The sequence below is a fragment of the Neorhizobium sp. P1_A6 genome (genome assembly GCF_056406795.1).
In genome coordinates this window covers 272,664-289,749 of the sequence record NZ_JBFTZM010000002.1, presented here as the reverse complement: position 1 = coordinate 289,749, position 17,086 = coordinate 272,664, and the positions used below count along the sequence as shown (strand labels likewise).

Below are 17,086 nucleotides of genomic sequence, written 5' to 3'. Positions count from 1 at the left end.
ACCAATGCTGAACGAAACCAAAGTCGTCGGGCTTCCGCTTTCGCGTATCGACGGCCCCCTGAAAGTCAGCGGCAGCGCCAAATACGCCGCCGATCATGGTGGTCACGGCATGCTCCATGGCTACGCAGTCCTTTCGACCGTCGCCACCGGCCGGATTGTCGAAATTGAAACCAGCCTGGCGGAACGCTTCCCCGGCGTCATCAAGATCTATACCCACGAAAACCGGCCGAAGACTGCCGAGGACGACGACAAATGGAAGGACGCGGTCGCCCTCCCGGGTCATCCCTTCCGGCCGCTTGAAAACGACCGTATCCTCTATGACGGCCAGCCGATCGCCCTGGTCGTCGCCGAGAGCTTCGAGGCCGCACGCGACGCGGCTTCACTGGTGCGTGTGCGCTACGTTGCCGAGGAACCGCATACGGATCTCGCCCGTGAACAGACGCGTAGCTACGTTCCCCCTCAGCCACGCAGGGAGGAGTTCGTTCCGCCCGTGCCGCGCGGCGACCCGCAGGGCGCCTTTGCCGATGCTCCTTTCAAGATCTCCAGCGAATACGGGCTGGAAGGCGAATATCATAACCCGATGGAACTCTTCGCCTCGACCGTGCTGTGGGAGAAGAACGGTTTTCTCACCATCCACGATAAGACGCAGGGCTCGCAGAACTCGCGCGATTACGTCTGCAACGTCTTTGGGCTCGATCCGGAAAAAGTGACGGTGAAGAACAGTTTCGTCGGCGGCGCTTTTGGCTCTGGCCTGCGCCCGAAACATCAGCTTTTCCTCGCCGTCATGGCAGCTCTGGATCTGAAGCAGTCCGTCAAGGTGGAAATGAGCCGGCGCGAGATGTTCTATCTCACCTGGCGCCCCGCGACGATCCAGGCCGTCTCGCTGGCCGCGGACCGGGAGGGTCGGCTTTTGTCGGTCATGCATCATGCACTGCAGGCAACGTCTCGTTACGAGGACTATCAGGAAAACGTCGTCAATTGGTCCGGCCTCGCATACAGATGCGACAATGTCAGGCTCTCCTACGGGCTGGCCGAACTCGATGTCTCGACGCCGGGCGACATGCGCGCGCCGGGAGCCGCGACCGGGGTTACCGCCCTTGAAACCGCGATGGATGAACTCGCCTACGAAGTCGGCATCGATCCCGTCGAACTGCGACTGCGCAATTTCGCCACGCGAGATCAGAACCAGGACAAACAGCTCACCTCCAAGGCGCTGGACGCGTGTTATCGCGAGGGCGCCGTGCGCTTCGGCTGGAACGGCCGGTCCTTTGCGCCGCGCTCGATGCGCGACGGCAACGACCTCGTCGGTTGGGGCATGGCGACCGGCATCTGGGAGGCGACAATCATGCCGGCGGAGGCCAAGGTTCGGCTGTCGGCAGACGGCAAGGCCGCTGTTTCTGCAGCGGCATCGGACATCGGCACCGGCACTTACACAATTCTCGGCCAGGTTGCCGCCGAGGCACTCGGGATGCCGCTCGATGATGTCACCGTCCTGATAGGTGATTCCAGCCTGCCGAAAACCGGCGTCGAAGGAGGCTCATGGACCGCAGCCTCCAGCGGTTCGGCTGTTCAGGCTGCCTCGGATGCCGTGCGCAACACGTTGTTGAAGCACGCGAAGTCGATGCCGAATTCACCCTTCGGACAAGCTTCGCAGGATGAGGTCACCCTTGCGGAGGGCCGCCTCGTGCTCGATCGAAACCACCAGGTGGGCGTTTCGATCGGCGACATCATGGACGCTGCCGGCGTTTCCTTCATCGAGGAGCACGGCAAGGTTGCGCCCGATCAGGAACAGGCCAAGAAATTTATCAGCTACACTCACTCCGCCGTGTTCGTCGAGGTGAAGGTGGATGAGGAACTTGGTGTGCCACGGGTGACCAGGATCGTCTCGGCCGTCGCCGGCGGCCGCGTCCTCAATCCCAAGACGGCCCGCAGCCAGATCCTTGGCGGTGTGGTAATGGGGATCGGCATGGCGCTGCACGAGGAAGGAATGGTCGACCATCGCACCGGTCGGATCATGAACCACAACATCGCCGAATATCACATGCCGGCCCATGCGGATGTCGAGGACATCGAAGTGATCTTCGTCCATGAGGAGGATGACAAGGTGAGCCCCATTGGCGCCAAGGGCCTCGGCGAGATCGGCATTATCGGTGTCGCCGCAGCCGTCTCCAACGCGATCTTCCACGCGACTGGCAAACGCATCCGTCACTTCCCGATCACGATCGACAAGATCCTGGAAACCAACGAAGAGGTCAGGCGATCCGCGTGACCTCTTGAATCTCGGCGGCCAATAACCAAATCGATTCTGCTTCTTTTTCATCCGGCATGTGAAAGGAGGAGATCATGAACATTCCGGAAATGCCGTTCCGCACCCCGGTGAACATCCGGCTGCCAAACGGCTTGGATCATACTTTTCACAACGTCTACGACGCGTTGGACTTTCTCGGGGAGCGGTATGACCGCGCCGTCCACAGATGCCGGGCGGCACTGAAGAGAATAGCGCCCGTCGAGATCGCGCGCGAAGCCTTCACTGCCGCATGCCTTGAAGCCGGCATGCCGATGGTGGTGGTTGCAGCTGGAACGTCGTCTTCGGCCAAAGCGCCCCCGATGCCTGTTTCCGCCTAACCAGCCATCCGTGGTGGGGCAGCTGGTTTCCGCCGCCTCCCCATCCCAACCATTTCGGATTGGCCGACATTTTCGTTGAAAATGCCGTTCTGGCGCGGGCTTCAGCACCTGTGTCAGGATGGCACCATCCGAAGCGAAATCAACCTACTCCGTACGCTATCTGACCAAAGTCTTCGATGCCTCATTTTTTATTTCAGGCGTGCCTGAACGGGCATATAATTCGTCTGTCGGCTGCAGGAGGATTGCAATGCAAGCCCGAGAATTCGACAGGAATGTGATGACCATGCATGACGTCGACGTCATGCGCAACGCGGTCAGCTTGGCCGTTTCTTCTCCCGAAACGGCGGATATCGATCCCGAAGCCATTGCCAGGATCGTGTTCTGGTTTTATCGCCGCGGACTGGCCGATCCTGAAAAGCTCAGCGACATCGCCGTTTTTCTGGCAAGCTCCAGTGCTTTCATTCCTTCCGATAGTGGTTCCCACCATCATCAGTTGATTGATGGAGCCGAGGCTGACGTGCCGGATTTGCTTCAGTCAATCCTGCGGAGCAGACGGCGTAATCCTACCGCTTGAATAGGTCAAAGGCCGGGCCGTCCACAGGCGAATTGCGCGCGCGTATGAGCAGCTGTTCAAAGGATCACCCGGTGCTTGAGTAATGCATTTCGGCGGCCGGGAACGTGCACTCCTTCACCGCCTTGACGAACTCGTCTGGATCACAGGGCCGACCCATTTGCATTTAGTTCCCATCAAAGGATGGTTTGTGCCCTCGTCCGCTCGACGGAGTGCACGATATGGGGACGCCCGACTTTGCGAGTATTTCGGCGATGCGTCGCATGGCTCGTCCCGCAGCCGGGTTTCGATTATGGCAAGCTCAGGTGTTCTCCTGAAGCAACTCGATCGCCGCAGCGCATGACGAGTGGGCGCTGATGCTGTCAAATCCGGCCTCGCGAAGCAATTCCTCCATATACACGGCAATCAGAGCCTGCGGATCGTGATGGTGTCTCCTTCGGACTTGATGAACCCGTTGCCTCCCGGGGGTCGGCTCCGGCTGGGGGCGAAATGACACGTCAAGCTTTTGACGCAGTTGGCCGCTTGGCAAATCGCCAATTGATAGGCTTGCTGCCTTACGCTTCCGGTATCCCCCGGTGTAGCGCTTCCGTCGTCACAAGCTCGGCAATCTTCTCGGATAGCGCAGGATCCGATACAGCCCGAGCGAGAGTGACACCACCGGTGAGAAGGGCGAGTAATACAATGGCCCGATCTTCTCGCGAAGTACCTTCACGATCACCTGGAGCAGCTTCTGGGAGACCAGCAGCGATTTCCGCGATGAGGCGCTGCAATTCTTCGGTATAGGCATCTCGGGTTTCGTTGTCGGTACGCATGACGTCGGCCGACAAGCTCGGCAACGCGCAGCTTTCACCGAGATCGCATGTCCGCTTGTATCCCAGATAATAGGTGACGAAGTTTTTCAGCCAGCCCTGTTGGTGTTCGGCCTTAAGGGCCGATATTCCCAGCCGCAAATCTTCCAGGCCAGTAAGGACGGCAATGCGGAAGGCTTCGCTCTTGGATCGAAAGTGCCCGTAGAAGGCGCCGTTTGTCACTCCTGCTGCCTTTGTCAGCGCGTCGATGCCCGCGCCACCATATCCTTCTTTACGAAACATCTGCCCAGCGGCGGCGATGACTTTCGCCTGGGTACGCTTCTTATGTTCAGCGGTGTAGCGCATATAAACCTCATAAAGAGCAAACGCTCTTTTTATCTTGATTAGAGAGTTGCCACTCTCTAATGATAGAGAGCGTTCGGTACATATCGCACCCGGACATGTCGAAAACAAGGAGAGACCATGCCCATCACACTGACCATACCGGAAGGCCTGCTGTCGCCTGCCGCGCAGGCGGAGGCCTTTGCAGGGCTGACGGAGGCCGTCCTTGAGGTCTCCGGCCTCAACGGAAATGCGTTCATGACTTCGAATGTTGTCGGCTCGATAAACGTCCTTCCTAAGGAGCACGTTCTTGTGGCCGGGAAACCAGCAGAAGCAGCGTTCATCGAACTGAAACTGCCAGAGATCGCACTGGCGACGGCGGAAGCTAAGCGGGCCTTTATCGAGAAAGCAACCGATGTGGTCGAACGAGCCGCAGGCGGGCGGCTGCGACGCGAATATATTTGGTCGAACATCGTCTATGCACCTGACGGAGCCTGGGGGATTGCTGGCCGTAGCTATGACAACGATGACCTTATACGCGCCATCACCGGGTCGGCTGCGTAACCACATTGGACATCAGAAAAGCCGGGCCGGAAGGCCCGGCAGCAGTAGGAGTTTGAACCATGCAACTGGCCAACTATCTCTTCTTCACCACGCAGTGTGATGCTGCGCTCACCTTCTATACGGAATGCGGTCTTGGTGGGGTAACCATGTTGATGCGCCACGGAGATCACGGTGTTCCACTCGCCAGCGAGGGGATGAAGGGTAAGGTGATGCATGCCCGTTTCGAGGGACCAGGAATTCTATTCTTCGCCTCGGACAATCACGACGCCGAGCCGATGAGAGGTTCGGCTCATATTCTCATCATGGACGATCGGGGCCGGACTAACGACCTGTTTGCGAAGCTGACGGCTGGCGGTAAGGTGACGACACCACTCGCGATGCAGCCTTGGGGGAGCTACTATGGCAAGCTCACGGATAGGTACGGGGTCCAGTGGATGCTGGATTGCAAAGTTTAGGGTCTTCAAGGCGATAGCGCTGGACGATGCTGGTCATTGTATTCTTGCTGATGCAGAGATCGTGGGCGATCCAGCGGTAGCTGCGGCCTCCTGCTACGAGCGCCAGAACTTTCGACGCAAGCCGATCCGATTTGGGGCGCTGTCCGGTCTGGCGGCCGAGGCTCTTGCCGCGCGCCTTCGCGGCGGCGAGGCCGGATTTCAGCCGCTCGCTGATGAGGTTGCGTTCAAATTCCGCAATGCCGGAGAGAAAGGTCGTCAGCATCCGGCGATGCGGAGACGACAGGTCGAATGCCATGCCGTTCATGGCGATAACGCAAACCTTCCAGCTTTCCAGTTCTCGTAGGGCATTGAGAAGGTCGATGGTCGAGCATACCCAACGCGAAAGCTCGGTGTCAGGACTGCGCATCCGCGACTTGCCTTCGAAGCGCCTTTACGTATTCAATCCCGCAGCGACACCCAAGGATTTGCGCAAACTGGCCGGTGGCAAGATTCGCGAGGAATTGATCATCGCGAACTGACCCGACCTGTTCCGCTGCGCCGCGACCATGGCATCCGGCAAGATCAAGCCGAGCCAGTTGCTTCGCAAGCTTGCCTCCTATCCACGCCAGAACGATCTGGTGGTTGCGCTGCGCGAGGTTGGCCGTGTGGAGCGGACACTCTTTATCATAGCGTGGATCCCCGACACGGAGATGCAGCGGCGCGCCCAGATCGGCCTTAACAAGGGCGAGGCTCACCACGCTCTCAAGAATGCGCTAGGCATCGGTCGCCAGGGTGAAATCCGTGACCGAACCACTGAGGGGCAGCATTACCGGATAGCAGGCCTCAACCTGCTTACCGCAATCATCAGGGACGATGTATCAAGGCTAGTCCTTTGGCGCCTGCCGGGCAAGCTTGGTACGTAACGTACCAAGTGCCGGAAATGCAGCCATCAGGGAGGGCGGAATGCCATATCGGTCGCGTATCCTTTGTCCGCTACCGTACGGGAACGACATGTCCGGCGATCGGGTTATTCTGCGCAGGAGGGAGCTGTGAATGACTATCATCCCGAACCTGCCGGACCGGAATATGCAGGAAGACGGAAGTCCTCGGATCGATGACCTCGCCTCGGATGTCCACCGCATGGCGCGCCGATTTCTTCACTCGAAGAAGGGATCAGGAGTTCTTGCCGAACGAGTCATCTTGCGAGCGAAATGCGAGCTTCCTCCGGGGCAAGACCGCGACGTTCTTCGGCTTCACGTGTTCAGGATAATGTGTGAAATATTCATCGCCGACGTTGCAGCGTCGCGAGGCCGGAAACCTAATGTCTGACGCCGCTGTCGTATTGCCAAAGCAGTTCCTCGACGATCTCTTTGATATGCTTTGGCTTGGAACCGAGCACATAGGAACCGGTACGCTCCGGTCCCTGCTGCTCCGTCACGACAAAAAGAAAAGGAACCGAAGCAGCTTCAAGCTGCTCGGATATCCGGAACATCAGATTGGCGTCTTCGGTGGCATCGATCAGCACGCCGTGGGCGGCATGCACAAGCCGCATTTCGAAAGCGGGCGGCAGCACGGGTCCCTGCAACTCTATTCCTGCTCGCTCCCAAGCATCGCGAGTGCCGGAAGAAACAAGGTTCTTGTTGCCGATGACGATCATCGTGTACTGGCTCACCTGTTATTCCGCTTTACGTGTCGCCCTGTGCAACCCCGTTCTACCGCCGCAAACTGTAGCGAAGACAGGAAGTTCGCTGCACAGGCACACAATTTTCGCAGCTCCGCAATCGGCGTGGAGCGCGGCCTGACTGCGTTGAGATCTTAAATTTGGCCGCTTTGAATAATTTTGACCCGTCGGCGCGCCTTTGGGTCTGGAAAAGTCTCTGACGGGTTTGAGATCGTGTGCCTCTGCAAAGTTTGAGTTGACGGCTTTCGATGGCGAGGCGACAGTTGCAACTGACAGCAAGGCAGGAGAAGAAGGATGGACGAAACGGACCGTTGGCGCCACATGGCAAGCGCACCGAAGGACGGTAGTCGGATCCTGGTTACGATTCGCCCGTCCGAACAGGGACCGGCAGAAGTTGACCTCGCCTATTGGTCGAATGGCGATCAGTTCGGTGGAGAAGGCTGGCGCGCTTCCGATTCCTCGCCCGGGCACATCATCGAATATGCCGAGCCGGAATTGAAGTGTTGGATGCCGATGCCCTCGGCCAACCTCAACCGGTTTTCAATGCCCTCGCCCTGGGAAGGCACCGACGGACAGCAGTTCGACGGGTCAGGGATTTAGAGATTTGGGGGAAAACATGTCCCGCTAACCGGGCGCCTGATGTCTTGAGCGAAGGAAATCCATCAAGTCACTGGCAGGCTTGGACAACGGGCGGCGGATTGAAGCGATCTGCCGTACATCGAAGCCCAATTCATCTCCGGCCAGATCGACCTTGACCAGCTCGCCACGCTCGAGATCAGCCGCTACGCTTCGTTCCAGCGAACAGGCAATGCCGACACCGGCAACAACGAACTCGCGCAGGAACTGGTACTCGGTCGCCTGCGCCGCGACCTTCACGTGGCTGATACCAGCGTTCGCCAGGAGCTTCGAGACGCCGCGTCCAAACAGCGAAGAGGGCGGAGGGCCGACGAAGTCATAACGTGCCACGTCCTGCGGCTTGACGCGCTTACGGTGGGCAAGGGGGTGGTTTGGCGCGGCGATGAGAACCAGTTTCTCCCGGCCGATGGTTTCAGCCCGGACGCCGCGAAGGTCTTCATTGCCCAGAAAGCAGCCGACGTCGGCCACGCCATCGCGAACCTCGGAAAAAACATCCTCCTGTTTGCCGATCCTCAGCACGAGCTGGATATCCGGCCGCGCGATAGCGAAGTCCGTCAGATCTTTTCGCAGGACAAAATTGGCGAGGCTTCGCTGGCAAGATAGAATCACCTGCTGACCGGTCTCGCCTCGGATTTTCACGACATCTGCGCGCATGTCGTCGGCCTCGGCCAGGAACTCTCGCGCATGTTGCAGCACGCTTTGGCCGATCTCGGTCAGCAGCGGCTTGCGGCCCCGGCGCCGCACGAAAATCTGCCCGCCGATTTCCTTCTCGATCGCCATGATATGGGCGCTGACCGATGGCTGTGCGATACCGAAACGGTCGGCGGCAGCCGCGAAGCTCCCCTCCTCGACCACTGCAACCAGGACTTCCATGCGTCGGAGCGTGATATTGAACATGGTGATAACCTATAGCCTATAGGCTATCAAACCTAAAGCCCCCAAACCCGTTGCTAGTTACCGTTCGAATAGATCAAATGCTGTTCGAGGATGAGGAATGACATGAACAATCTCACTGGGAGCCTGGCGCTTTAACGTCAGCCGGAGTGTTCCTGCCACCGCTGCCGAGGTCTCGGCCCAATCCGCAAAGATTAAAGCATTCCGCATGGGTTCCATGCGGACAGGAGGACGCATGAATATTGTCGGAATTGATATTGGCGGCACGTTTACCGATCTCGTCGGTTATGTCGACGGCAAGATCGTAACGTCGAAGACCTCGACCGTGCCTGCCGATCCGACCCAGGGCATCGCCCGCAGTCTCGAGCTTGCCAATTGCGATCCCAACCAGCTCAACGAGATTCTTCACGGCTCGACGATCGCCATCAACACGGTGCTGGAGCGCAAGGGCGCCCGCACCGCACTGATCACCACGCGCGGTTTCCGCGACGTCTATGCGATCGGCCGCTCGAACCGCATCCAGGCTTTCAACCTGTTTTTCAAGCGTCCGCAGCCGCTGGTACCGCGCAGCCTGACCTTCGAAATTCCGGAGCGTATCCTTGCTTCCGGCGAAGTTCTGCAGGCGCTCGACGAAAAGGCAGTCGCCGCGGTCATCGCCGAGATCGAGGCCGCGGGCGTCGAATCCGTTGCCATCTGCCTGCTGCATTCCTGGGCCAATCCGGACCACGAGCGTCGCGTCGGTGACATGCTGCGCAAGGCGCTGCCGAATATCTTCGTGACGCTCTCGCACGAAATCCTACGCGAATATCGCGAATACGAGCGGTCCTCGACCACCGCGCTCAACGCCTTTGTCGGCCCCCGCGTCGAAGGTTACCTGAAGCGTCTCGAAACCTATCTCCGCTCCGGCGCCTTCGACGGCAAGATCCATATCATGCGATCGAACGGCGGCGTGATGTCGATCGGTCAGGCGCAGGAACAGCCAGTCTCGATGATGGAATCCGGTCCGGTCGCCGGCATGATCGGCGCCGGACGTCTCGCCAAGCTGCTCGGCCTCAAGCGCTGCATCGGTTTCGACATGGGCGGCACGACCGCCAAGTCGAGCCTGATCACCGATGGAGCGCCTGCTATCGAAACCGGTTACGTGATCGGCGAAGAGGCTGACGGCCAGCCGATGCAGTTGCCAGTTGTCAACATTGTCGAAGTCGGTGCCGGCGGCGGTTCGATCGCCTGGGTCGACAATGCGGGCGGTCTGCACGTGGGTCCCCAGAGCGTCGGCGCCGATCCTGGCCCCGCTTGTTATGGCAAGGGGGCGGACTTGCCGGTCGTCACCGACGCCGACCTGATCCTCGGCCGCATCAATCCGCAGCGGTTCCTGAACGGCGGCATGCCGCTCGACAGAGCGGCCTCGGAACAGGCAATGCTGAGCAAGGTCGGCAACACGCTGAAGCTCAATCCGGTCGAGGCAGCGCTCGGCGTGGCGAAGATCGCCGACAGCTCCATGTCGCTGTCGGTGCGCGCCGTCTCGATCAACAAGGGCATCGACCCGCGCGATACGGCAATGATCGCCTTCGGCGGCGCCGGTCCGCTGCATGCGATCGCGATTGCCCGCGAGATCTACATTCCGCTGGTGATCATCCCGAAACTGCCAGGCACCTTCTCGGCGCTCGGCATGCTGATGGCGTCCTGGCGCCAGGATTTCGTGCAGACCTTCATCGGCCGCGTCGGCGAACTTTCCGAGGCCGGCGTCGAAAAGGTCTATGCCGAACTCGTCGCCAGCGGCCGTGAGCAGATGAAGCGCGACGGCATCGTCGAAAACGAGGCGGATCACCGCTTCTTCGCCGATCTGCGTTATGTCGGCCAGGAACATGCGATCTCGATCCCGATCGAGAACACCGGCATGCTGTCGGGCGATACCAGTGAGGTCCGCCGCCGTTTCGATACCGAGCACGACCGCCGCTACAGCCAGTCGGCGCCGACCGAAGCACTCGAAATCGTCAGCCTGCGCCTGGTCCTGACCGCCGCCCGCACCGACAACGTTGCCGAGGAATGGCTGTCCCGTCCATGGGAGCCGGAAGAGGAAGCTGAAGTCGGCAGCCGCGATGTGGTGTTCGACGATCCGGCAAAGCCGCTGAAGACGGTAATCTACTGGCGCCCGGCGTTGCCGGCTGGTTTCAAGCTTACCGGCCCTGCCGTCATCGAAGAACCGAATTCCACCATCCTGATCCATCCCGGCGACGAAGTGGTCGTCCACGAGGCAGGCCATCTGCTGGTGACGCTCGCCAAGCAGAGCGAGGAATAAGAACATGACCCTCCAGAAAAACGATCCAATCACCGTTGAAGTCGTCCGCAATGCGATCGTCGCCTATGCCGACGAGATGGCCGAAGCGCTCTGCAAATCCGCCTACAACATGATGATCTACGAAGTCCGCGACTATTGCTGCGGCCTGATCGACACCACCGGCCGGATGATCTCGCAGAACCGCGGCGGCCTGCCGATCTTCCTCGCCGACCTCGGCATCGCCGTCGAGGACGGCATCAAGAAATACGGGTTGAAGGGTTTCGAAGAGGGCGACGTCCTCGTCATGAACCATGGCCATATCTGCGGCCAGCACCTGAACAACGTCGTCGTCTACGCGCCCTGCTTCCATGACGGTGAACTGATCGGTTTTGCGGCCAACCGCGCCCACTGGGTGGATATCGGCGGCGGCCGCCAGGGTTTCGGCTCCAACGCGACTACCGACATCTACTCCGAAGGCCTGCAGATGCGGTCCCTGAAGATCTACAAGGCCGGCGAGCTCAACGACACGCTCTACCAGATCATCCAGGACAATATCCGTTATCCGGATGCCAGCCTCGGCGACCTGCGTGCCCAGGTCGCGTCCTGCCAGATCGGCGCCAAGCGTTATGCCGAACTGGTTGCTCGCTACGGCCGCGGCGTGGTGGAAAGCTGCGTCGAGACCATCTGGGACCAGACCGACAAAGCCGCCCGCCAGGTGATCGAGCGCATTCCGGACGGCACCTATTCCGCCGAAAGCTTCCTCGACAACGATGGCCGCGATCTCGCGACGCCGCTCAGGATCGCCGTCAAGGTGATCGTGTCCGGCTCGACCATCACCGTCGATTTCCACGGCATGCATCCGCAGGTGAACGGCCCCTTGAACTCCGGCCGCTCGGGCGGCATCGCGGCCGCCCGCGTCGCCTTCAAGGCGCTCACCTCGCCGGAACTCGACGTCAACGAAGGCTGCTTCCGTGCGCTCAACGTCGACCTGCCGGACGGCACGATCCTTTCGGCCCGCCCACCGGCCGCACTCGGCCAGTGGAGCATCGCGCTGCCGACCGTGATCGACACAATCCTCAAGGCGCTGGCTCCGGCCGTGCCGGAGCTGATCCCGGCCGCCCACAAGGGCGACATGGGCGGCTGCTCCTTCTTCGGCTTCTACGACGACGGTTCGCGCTTCCTGCTGATGAACATCTTTGGCGGCGGCTGGGGTGGTCGCCCGCATGAGGACGGCGAATCCGCGGCCGTCTCGGTCTGCCAGGGCGACGTACGCAACACGCCGGTCGAGCTGCAGGAGATCAAATATCCGTTCATCGTCGAACGGCATGCCCTGCGGCCCGACTCCGGCGGTGCCGGCGAGCATCGCGGCGGTCTCGGCATCGAGCTCACCTATCGCTGCCTGCGCGCCTGCCGCGGCAATATCAATTTCGACCGCACCGTCACCCCGCCCTGGGGTCTGCATGGTGGCAATACCGGCGAGGTCAGCGTTGCGATCATCGACCGTGCCGACGGTACGCAGCTGCGCGTCAACAAGGCGACCGATGTTCACTTCACACCGGGTGATCGCATCACCTTCCTCACCGCCGGCGGTGGCGGTTACGGCGATCCGGCTAAGCGTTCACGCACCGATCTGGAAGACGATATCGCCAATGGTCTGGTCTCCAGAGAAGCGGCAGTCCGCGACTACGGCTATGCCGAACCGCAGATGCCGCGGCGCCTCGCAGTGAACGGCTGAGGACATGGCGATGATCGGCGAAATCCGCAAGAAACGGTTGATCGAGGCGATGCTGGAGGCGGGGCTCGACGGCCTCGTGCTCTACGGCAATGCCTGGCAGAACGACTACCTGCGTTATGCCGCCGATTTCGGCATTCTCGAAGGCGAGGGCCTGGCGGTCGTCACCCGCGATGGTGAGGTGACGCTCTATCTCGACGACGAGCTGGAAGGCGAACGCGCCGCGGTCGAATGCCCCGAGGTCAAGACGGTGATCGCTGGCGACCTGATTGGCACGGTATCCGGTGTCATCGCCCGGCTCGGCAATAGCCGCATCGCCGCCGGCCCGAAACGTCATCTGCCTTATGGGCTGGCTGCACAGCGCGGTGACCTCAGGTTCGAGGATGCGACGGCGCTGGTCGATCGCTTGCTGATGGTGAAATCAGCCGACGAGCTGAATGCCGTGCGCAGCGCCGCACGGCTGGCGGACGAGGGTTATGCGGTGTTCCGCAATGCCGCCGCTGTCGGCAAGAAGGATTACGAGCTGATCGCCGAGATCGAGTCCTTCTTCCGCAACGAAGGCGTCGACGACAACTTCATGATCATCGGCGTCGGCGGTCCGGAAGTGCGCGGCATGGCGCCGCCGCTCGGCAAGATCCTGAAGCCGGGCGATCTGGTGACGACCGAACTCACCCCTTGCGTCAACGGCTATTACGTCCAGATCTGCCGCACGCTGGTCATCGGCGAGCCGAATGAGGCACAGCGGAAGGTCTTCGGAATCTACAATGACGCTCTCGAAGCTGGGCTTGCCGTCGTGAAGCCGGGCGTTACCGCGGCCGATATCGCCCGGGCGGAAAACGACATTTTTCGCGCCCATGGTTTGGGCGAATATGTGACCAGCGAATATACCCGCGTGCGCGGCCATGGCCTTGGCCTTTTCCCGGATACCAAGCCGCATATTCTCGAAGATGTGAACACGGTGATCGAGGAAGGCATGTCGATGATCGTGCACCCGAACACATATAATCCCGAGATCGGTTATTTCGTGCACGGCGACTCGCTGATCGTCCGCGCCGACGGTCCGGAAATCCTGACGAAGACGCCGCGCGAACTCTTCTCGGTCGGCGCCCGGAGGGTAGCGGCATGAGACACGGTCTGATCCTGTGGCGCGAGGAAGAGCTCTCCCTCGCCGATGTAAAAGCCCGGCAGATGCGCCTGCAGCAGGCGATCGCCGCTGCCGGTCTCGACGGTGTGCTGATCTATACCAATCATGTGCGCTCGGCCGGCGTTGCTTGGGTTTCCGGTTTCACGCCTTACTGGTCGGATGCTCTTGTCCTGGTGCTGCGCGACGGCCTGCCGATCTTCCTGACGGCGCTGTCGAAGCGTGTCGGCGAATGGGTGAAATCCGTCAGCCCTACCTTCGAAGTCGCCCATTCGCCCTTCCCGGGCAAGCTTGCGGGCGAGCGGCTGGCCAAGGTCGGGGCGAAACGTCTCGGCGTGGTCGAACTCGACCGCATGCCGGGGGGCGTGGTCGATGAAATTCTCTCCGTCCTGCCGGTCGAGCTCTCCGATGCAACGGAGCTTTTCACCGCGGTTCGCGGAAAGGCGGATCGCGCCGAACTCGATCTCGTGCGCCGCACGGACGATATCGCCCGCGAGGCGTTCAAGGCGGGTGATATCAAGGGCAGATTGGCCGGCGATTTCACCGGCCCGGTCGAGCGGGCCGTGCGGCTTGCCGGTGCCGAGGAATGTTATGTCGCCGTCGCGCCCAATCTTTCCCAGGATCGCCGTTTCATCCGCACCGGCAGGCAAGAACTCGGCCGCACTTTTGCGGTGCGCCTGTCGATCGCCTATAACGGCGTCTGGGTTCGCCGGATCGAAACATTCTCCGCCGTTTCCGAAATCGCCGCGCGCCTTGCCTCCGTGAGCGCCGAGCTGGACAGGGTGTCTCCCGCTTTTCCCGCCAATGGCTCGATTTCGGCTTTCCGTCTGCCTTATGGTGCCGAACTGATCGACTGGCATCTCGAGGCACCGCATGGCACCCGGCCGCTGAAGGTCGTGGCCGATGCGCAAACGCCGCTTGCCGCGCCGGCCCCCTACGGCATCCTGACGACGGCCTTCACGCTCGACGGCGAGACGATCGTCGCGTCGCGCCCGGTCGGACTTGGCAATAGTTCAATGCGGGAGGCGGCTGAATGAACGCACGCGATCTCGTTTCCATTCTTCTGACGGTCGATGGCGGAGACCAGAAACTCCGCGATCTCGTCAACCTCCATACCGTCGACGCGCTGGCATGTCTGGCGGCCGGTGCCGGTGCGTCCGAAGGCTCCTCACTCCTCGCCTTCTATCGCGAGACCGGTGCCGGCGACGCAGTCTCCTCTGCTGCGGGCGCGTCGGCGGTTATCCGTTTTACGGAATGGGACGCGATCCACGTGCCTTCCTGTGCAGCACCCGGTGCCATGGCGGTGCCAACGGCACTCATTTTCGCAAAGGACTATCAAGCGTATGCGAAGGCCGTTGCCGCTGGCCATGCCGTCGGTTTGGCGCTGTCGGAGGCCGTCGGCGGCGTTTCGGCCTTGCCGGAAACCTGGCCGGGCCTGTTCGCAGCGCCGGCTGTCGCGGCTGTGAGCGCGGCGATTGCGCTTGGTCTTTCGGACGAACAGGTTGCCCAGGCGTTGGTGCTGTCCATGGCCGGCAGTTCGGGACGCAACGGTCGCCCTTCCGGCATGCCGTCGGCCCGCTGGCTGGTGATCGGCGAAGCCACATTGAAGGGTATCCGGGCAGCGCTTGCCGCGAAGGCCGGCATCAAGGGCGATCTCGAACTGCTGTCTCCAAGCTGGATGAAAGGACAAGCGGCGGCAGCGGTTGCCCTGGAGCCTAACCATGTCGATCCGCTGGCGATCACAGGGGCTGGGATGAAGCCCTTCGTCTCCGCCCGCCAGGGCGTCAATGCGATCCAGGCTTTCCGTTATCTGCTGGAGAAGGGTGTCGACCCCAATGCTGTCGACAGTATCGAAGTTTTTCTGCCACCGGTCGCGGCTCCGGTCGTCAGCCGGCCGCTTGTTGCCGAAGATCGTTTGTCGACCATCGCTCATCTCGGCCTGCAGCTCGGCATTGCCGCTTTCGAGCCCGCACGGATGATGGATGTCGACCGCACTCGTCCCTTCAATGCGGAAGTCATGGCTTTTGCCAAGCGCGTGACGATCGCGGCCGACGACACGCTCGCCGGCAAAGGTTGGCCAGCGCGGGTTGTCGTATCGACAAAGGGACAGACACGCGAGGCCGTCTGGCCGCAGACTACCGGTGAGGACGCTCAGGTGATGCTCGACCGCAAGATCGGCAGCCTTCCCGCGACCACGGTGCGGCAATTGCAGCGGCTGCAAGCCACGCTTGCCGAAGCCGGCGCGGCTGCCGTTCAGGAGGCCCGCAGCCTCCTGCTGAAGTTTACGGACGCCTCTTTCCCGAGGAGCGAGGCGGCCTGAAGGGACACTGGAATTAACGAAAAGCGGATGCCGCAGGGAGTGTCGGCGTCACAAGGAGGAGAGAATGTTGAAATTTCTGAAAACCATGGCGACAGCGGCGGCTTTTGCCGCGTTGTCGTGGCAGGCGGCGAGCGCCCAGGCGATCGAAAAGAAGGACATCACGATCGGCCTGCCGCTCAATACCTCGACCCTGTTGCCGATCTATGTTGCCGATGCCCAGGGTTTCTTCAAGGAAGAGGGTATCAACGTGAAGATCGTCGCCTTCAAGGGCGGCACGGATCTGGTGCGCGGCATGGTCGCCGGCGCCGTGGATATCGGCGTTGGCGCGTTCTCGGAAGCGCTTGTCGGGGTCGAAACCGGCCAGGGCGTGAAGATCTTCTACGGCGGCTTCAACATGGCCGTCTTCGACTGGTATTCGGTGCCGTCGATCAAGACGCTCGAAGAAGCCAAGGGCAAGCGCTTCGGTGTCTCGACCTTCGGTTCGTCGACCGATTTCCTGACGCGTTATGCGCTGAAGACCAAGGGCATCGATCCGAAGAGCGAAGTGCAGATCGTCCAGGGCGGTGGCTCGGTGCCGCGTCTCGCTGCGATGGAAGCCGGCCAGCTCGAAGTCAACATCTTCGCGACGCCGGAAAAGTTCATGGCGGCCGATCGTGGCTTCAACCTGATCCTGCAACAGAAGTCGATTGCGCCAGATTTCCCGTTCCACTGCTTCTATGCGCGTGAGGATTTCATCAAGAACGATCCGAATGCCATCAAGGCCGTGCTGCGCGGCTTTGCCAAGGCTGTCCGGTGGTCCAAGGCCCACAAGGAAGAGTCGGTCAAGCTTCTGGCCGCCAAGCTCGGCCTCGAGGAGACCTATCTCAACCGCGGTTATGACGACTTCATCGACGAGATCTTCGAAGACGGCCGTCTGGCGAGCGACGCGGGCATGAAGGCCTTCTGGGATGTCGGCATCATGAACGGCACCTATAAGCAGCCCATGCCGGTCGACAAGTATTGGATTGGCACGTTCCACGATACCTACAACGAGTGGAAGCCGAAGTGAGCCTTCCATCTGCATGACAATATAACGAGAGC

Annotated in this window: 16 protein-coding genes and 1 pseudogene; 13 read left to right on the top strand and 4 right to left on the bottom strand. The window is 60.8% G+C overall.

All coding sequences use genetic code 11. From position 1 onward, the window contains the following. Window positions 1-4 precede the first annotated feature (4 nt). The 3 genes from AC1D3C_RS05495 to AC1D3C_RS05485 all read left to right on the top strand — a co-directional run bounded on the left by AC1D3C_RS05495 (window position 5) and on the right by AC1D3C_RS05485 (window position 3,199). Complete coding sequence (locus tag AC1D3C_RS05495) at window positions 5-2,269, top strand: xanthine dehydrogenase family protein molybdopterin-binding subunit (RefSeq protein ID WP_477482150.1); 2,265 nt, start codon at window positions 5-7, stop codon at window positions 2,267-2,269. Window positions 2,270-2,343: 74 nt separating this feature from the next. Further along, a complete protein-coding gene (locus tag AC1D3C_RS05490) occupies window positions 2,344-2,625 on the top strand; it encodes a DUF982 domain-containing protein (RefSeq protein ID WP_477482149.1) in 282 nt (93 codons plus the stop codon). A 247-nt stretch (window positions 2,626-2,872) separates the two neighbouring features. Further along, on the top strand, window positions 2,873-3,199 hold the full coding sequence (locus tag AC1D3C_RS05485) for a hypothetical protein (protein WP_477482148.1): 327 nt from the start codon (window positions 2,873-2,875) through the stop codon (window positions 3,197-3,199). A 551-nt stretch (window positions 3,200-3,750) separates the two neighbouring features. On the opposite strand, the gene AC1D3C_RS05480 is transcribed toward AC1D3C_RS05485, so the two are convergent. Beyond that, entirely contained in the window at window positions 3,751-4,350 is a 600-nt protein-coding gene (locus AC1D3C_RS05480) for a TetR/AcrR family transcriptional regulator (protein ID WP_477482147.1), read from the bottom strand. A 117-nt stretch (window positions 4,351-4,467) separates the two neighbouring features. Between AC1D3C_RS05480 and AC1D3C_RS05475 the strand changes: the two genes are divergently transcribed. Together AC1D3C_RS05475 and AC1D3C_RS05470 are read left to right on the top strand one after the other, a co-directional pair. Then, window positions 4,468-4,890: a tautomerase family protein gene (locus AC1D3C_RS05475; RefSeq protein WP_247136246.1), complete on the top strand. Its 423-nt coding sequence runs from the start codon at window positions 4,468-4,470 to the stop codon at window positions 4,888-4,890. A gap of 59 nt (window positions 4,891-4,949) precedes the next feature. Further along, complete coding sequence (locus AC1D3C_RS05470; protein WP_247036186.1) at window positions 4,950-5,345, top strand: VOC family protein; 396 nt, start codon at window positions 4,950-4,952, stop codon at window positions 5,343-5,345. On the opposite strand, the gene AC1D3C_RS05465 is transcribed toward AC1D3C_RS05470, so the two are convergent. Then, window positions 5,299-5,751, bottom strand: coding sequence for a recombinase family protein (locus AC1D3C_RS05465; protein ID WP_477482146.1), 453 nt, complete (start codon window positions 5,749-5,751; stop codon window positions 5,299-5,301). The genes AC1D3C_RS05470 and AC1D3C_RS05465 overlap by 47 nt on opposite strands. Between AC1D3C_RS05465 and AC1D3C_RS05460 the strand changes: the two are divergent. After that, window positions 5,747-6,190 (top strand): annotated as a pseudogene (locus AC1D3C_RS05460) (Tn3 family transposase); the annotation flags it as partial. The gene AC1D3C_RS05465 and the pseudogene AC1D3C_RS05460 overlap by 5 nt on opposite strands. A gap of 452 nt (window positions 6,191-6,642) precedes the next feature. Here AC1D3C_RS05460 and AC1D3C_RS05455 read toward each other — a convergent pair. Beyond that, a complete protein-coding gene (locus tag AC1D3C_RS05455) occupies window positions 6,643-6,981 on the bottom strand; it encodes a hypothetical protein (RefSeq protein ID WP_477482145.1) in 339 nt (112 codons plus the stop codon). Between the two features lie 318 nt (window positions 6,982-7,299). On the opposite strand from AC1D3C_RS05455, the gene AC1D3C_RS05450 reads away from it, so the two are divergent. Beyond that, on the top strand, window positions 7,300-7,605 hold the full coding sequence (locus AC1D3C_RS05450) for a hypothetical protein (protein WP_040125076.1): 306 nt from the start codon (window positions 7,300-7,302) through the stop codon (window positions 7,603-7,605). 24 nt (window positions 7,606-7,629) lie between these two features. Here the strand turns inward: AC1D3C_RS05450 and AC1D3C_RS05445 are convergent, their stop codons facing one another. Continuing rightward, window positions 7,630-8,538, bottom strand: a complete 909-nt coding sequence (locus tag AC1D3C_RS05445; protein ID WP_040125078.1) for a LysR family transcriptional regulator — start codon at window positions 8,536-8,538, stop codon at window positions 7,630-7,632. Window positions 8,539-8,770: 232 nt separating this feature from the next. On the opposite strand from AC1D3C_RS05445, the gene AC1D3C_RS05440 reads away from it, so the two are divergent. The 6 genes from AC1D3C_RS05440 (at window position 8,771) to AC1D3C_RS05415 (ending at window position 17,054) form a co-directional block, all read left to right on the top strand. Then, window positions 8,771-10,834, top strand: a complete 2,064-nt coding sequence (locus tag AC1D3C_RS05440) for a hydantoinase/oxoprolinase family protein (protein ID WP_477482144.1) — start codon at window positions 8,771-8,773, stop codon at window positions 10,832-10,834. A gap of 4 nt (window positions 10,835-10,838) precedes the next feature. Further along, on the top strand, window positions 10,839-12,548 hold the full coding sequence (locus AC1D3C_RS05435; protein WP_477482143.1) for a hydantoinase B/oxoprolinase family protein: 1,710 nt from the start codon (window positions 10,839-10,841) through the stop codon (window positions 12,546-12,548). Window positions 12,549-12,558: 10 nt separating this feature from the next. Continuing rightward, on the top strand, window positions 12,559-13,671 hold the full coding sequence (locus AC1D3C_RS05430; protein ID WP_477482142.1) for a M24 family metallopeptidase: 1,113 nt from the start codon (window positions 12,559-12,561) through the stop codon (window positions 13,669-13,671). After that, a complete protein-coding gene (locus AC1D3C_RS05425) occupies window positions 13,668-14,723 on the top strand; it encodes an aminopeptidase P family N-terminal domain-containing protein (RefSeq protein WP_477482141.1) in 1,056 nt (351 codons plus the stop codon). The genes AC1D3C_RS05430 and AC1D3C_RS05425 overlap by 4 nt, the downstream gene beginning before the upstream one ends. Then, complete coding sequence (locus AC1D3C_RS05420; RefSeq protein ID WP_477482140.1) at window positions 14,720-16,006, top strand: hypothetical protein; 1,287 nt, start codon at window positions 14,720-14,722, stop codon at window positions 16,004-16,006. The genes AC1D3C_RS05425 and AC1D3C_RS05420 overlap by 4 nt, the downstream gene beginning before the upstream one ends. 64 nt (window positions 16,007-16,070) lie before the next feature. Then, the gene (locus tag AC1D3C_RS05415; protein WP_477482139.1) at window positions 16,071-17,054 is read left to right on the top strand and encodes an ABC transporter substrate-binding protein; all 984 of its coding nucleotides are present in this window, start codon (window positions 16,071-16,073) and stop codon (window positions 17,052-17,054) included. The last annotated feature ends 32 nt before the right edge of the window (window positions 17,055-17,086 follow it).

Coding starts and splice junctions, on each gene's coding strand:
- AC1D3C_RS05465 (WP_477482146.1), bottom strand. CDS start 5,751: ATGCGCAGTCCTGACACCGAGCTTTCGCGTTGGGTATGCTCGACCATC.
- AC1D3C_RS05490 (WP_477482149.1), top strand. CDS start 2,344: ATGAACATTCCGGAAATGCCGTTCCGCACCCCGGTGAACATCCGGCTG.
- AC1D3C_RS05430 (WP_477482142.1), top strand. CDS start 12,559: ATGATCGGCGAAATCCGCAAGAAACGGTTGATCGAGGCGATGCTGGAG.
- AC1D3C_RS05415 (WP_477482139.1), top strand. CDS start 16,071: ATGTTGAAATTTCTGAAAACCATGGCGACAGCGGCGGCTTTTGCCGCG.
- AC1D3C_RS05420 (WP_477482140.1), top strand. CDS start 14,720: ATGAACGCACGCGATCTCGTTTCCATTCTTCTGACGGTCGATGGCGGA.
- AC1D3C_RS05425 (WP_477482141.1), top strand. CDS start 13,668: ATGAGACACGGTCTGATCCTGTGGCGCGAGGAAGAGCTCTCCCTCGCC.
- AC1D3C_RS05480 (WP_477482147.1), bottom strand. CDS start 4,350: ATGCGCTACACCGCTGAACATAAGAAGCGTACCCAGGCGAAAGTCATC.
- AC1D3C_RS05470 (WP_247036186.1), top strand. CDS start 4,950: ATGCAACTGGCCAACTATCTCTTCTTCACCACGCAGTGTGATGCTGCG.
- AC1D3C_RS05485 (WP_477482148.1), top strand. CDS start 2,873: ATGCAAGCCCGAGAATTCGACAGGAATGTGATGACCATGCATGACGTC.
- AC1D3C_RS05455 (WP_477482145.1), bottom strand. CDS start 6,981: ATGATCGTCATCGGCAACAAGAACCTTGTTTCTTCCGGCACTCGCGAT.
- AC1D3C_RS05445 (WP_040125078.1), bottom strand. CDS start 8,538: ATGTTCAATATCACGCTCCGACGCATGGAAGTCCTGGTTGCAGTGGTC.
- AC1D3C_RS05495 (WP_477482150.1), top strand. CDS start 5: ATGCTGAACGAAACCAAAGTCGTCGGGCTTCCGCTTTCGCGTATCGAC.
- AC1D3C_RS05440 (WP_477482144.1), top strand. CDS start 8,771: ATGAATATTGTCGGAATTGATATTGGCGGCACGTTTACCGATCTCGTC.
- AC1D3C_RS05475 (WP_247136246.1), top strand. CDS start 4,468: ATGCCCATCACACTGACCATACCGGAAGGCCTGCTGTCGCCTGCCGCG.
- AC1D3C_RS05450 (WP_040125076.1), top strand. CDS start 7,300: ATGGACGAAACGGACCGTTGGCGCCACATGGCAAGCGCACCGAAGGAC.
- AC1D3C_RS05435 (WP_477482143.1), top strand. CDS start 10,839: ATGACCCTCCAGAAAAACGATCCAATCACCGTTGAAGTCGTCCGCAAT.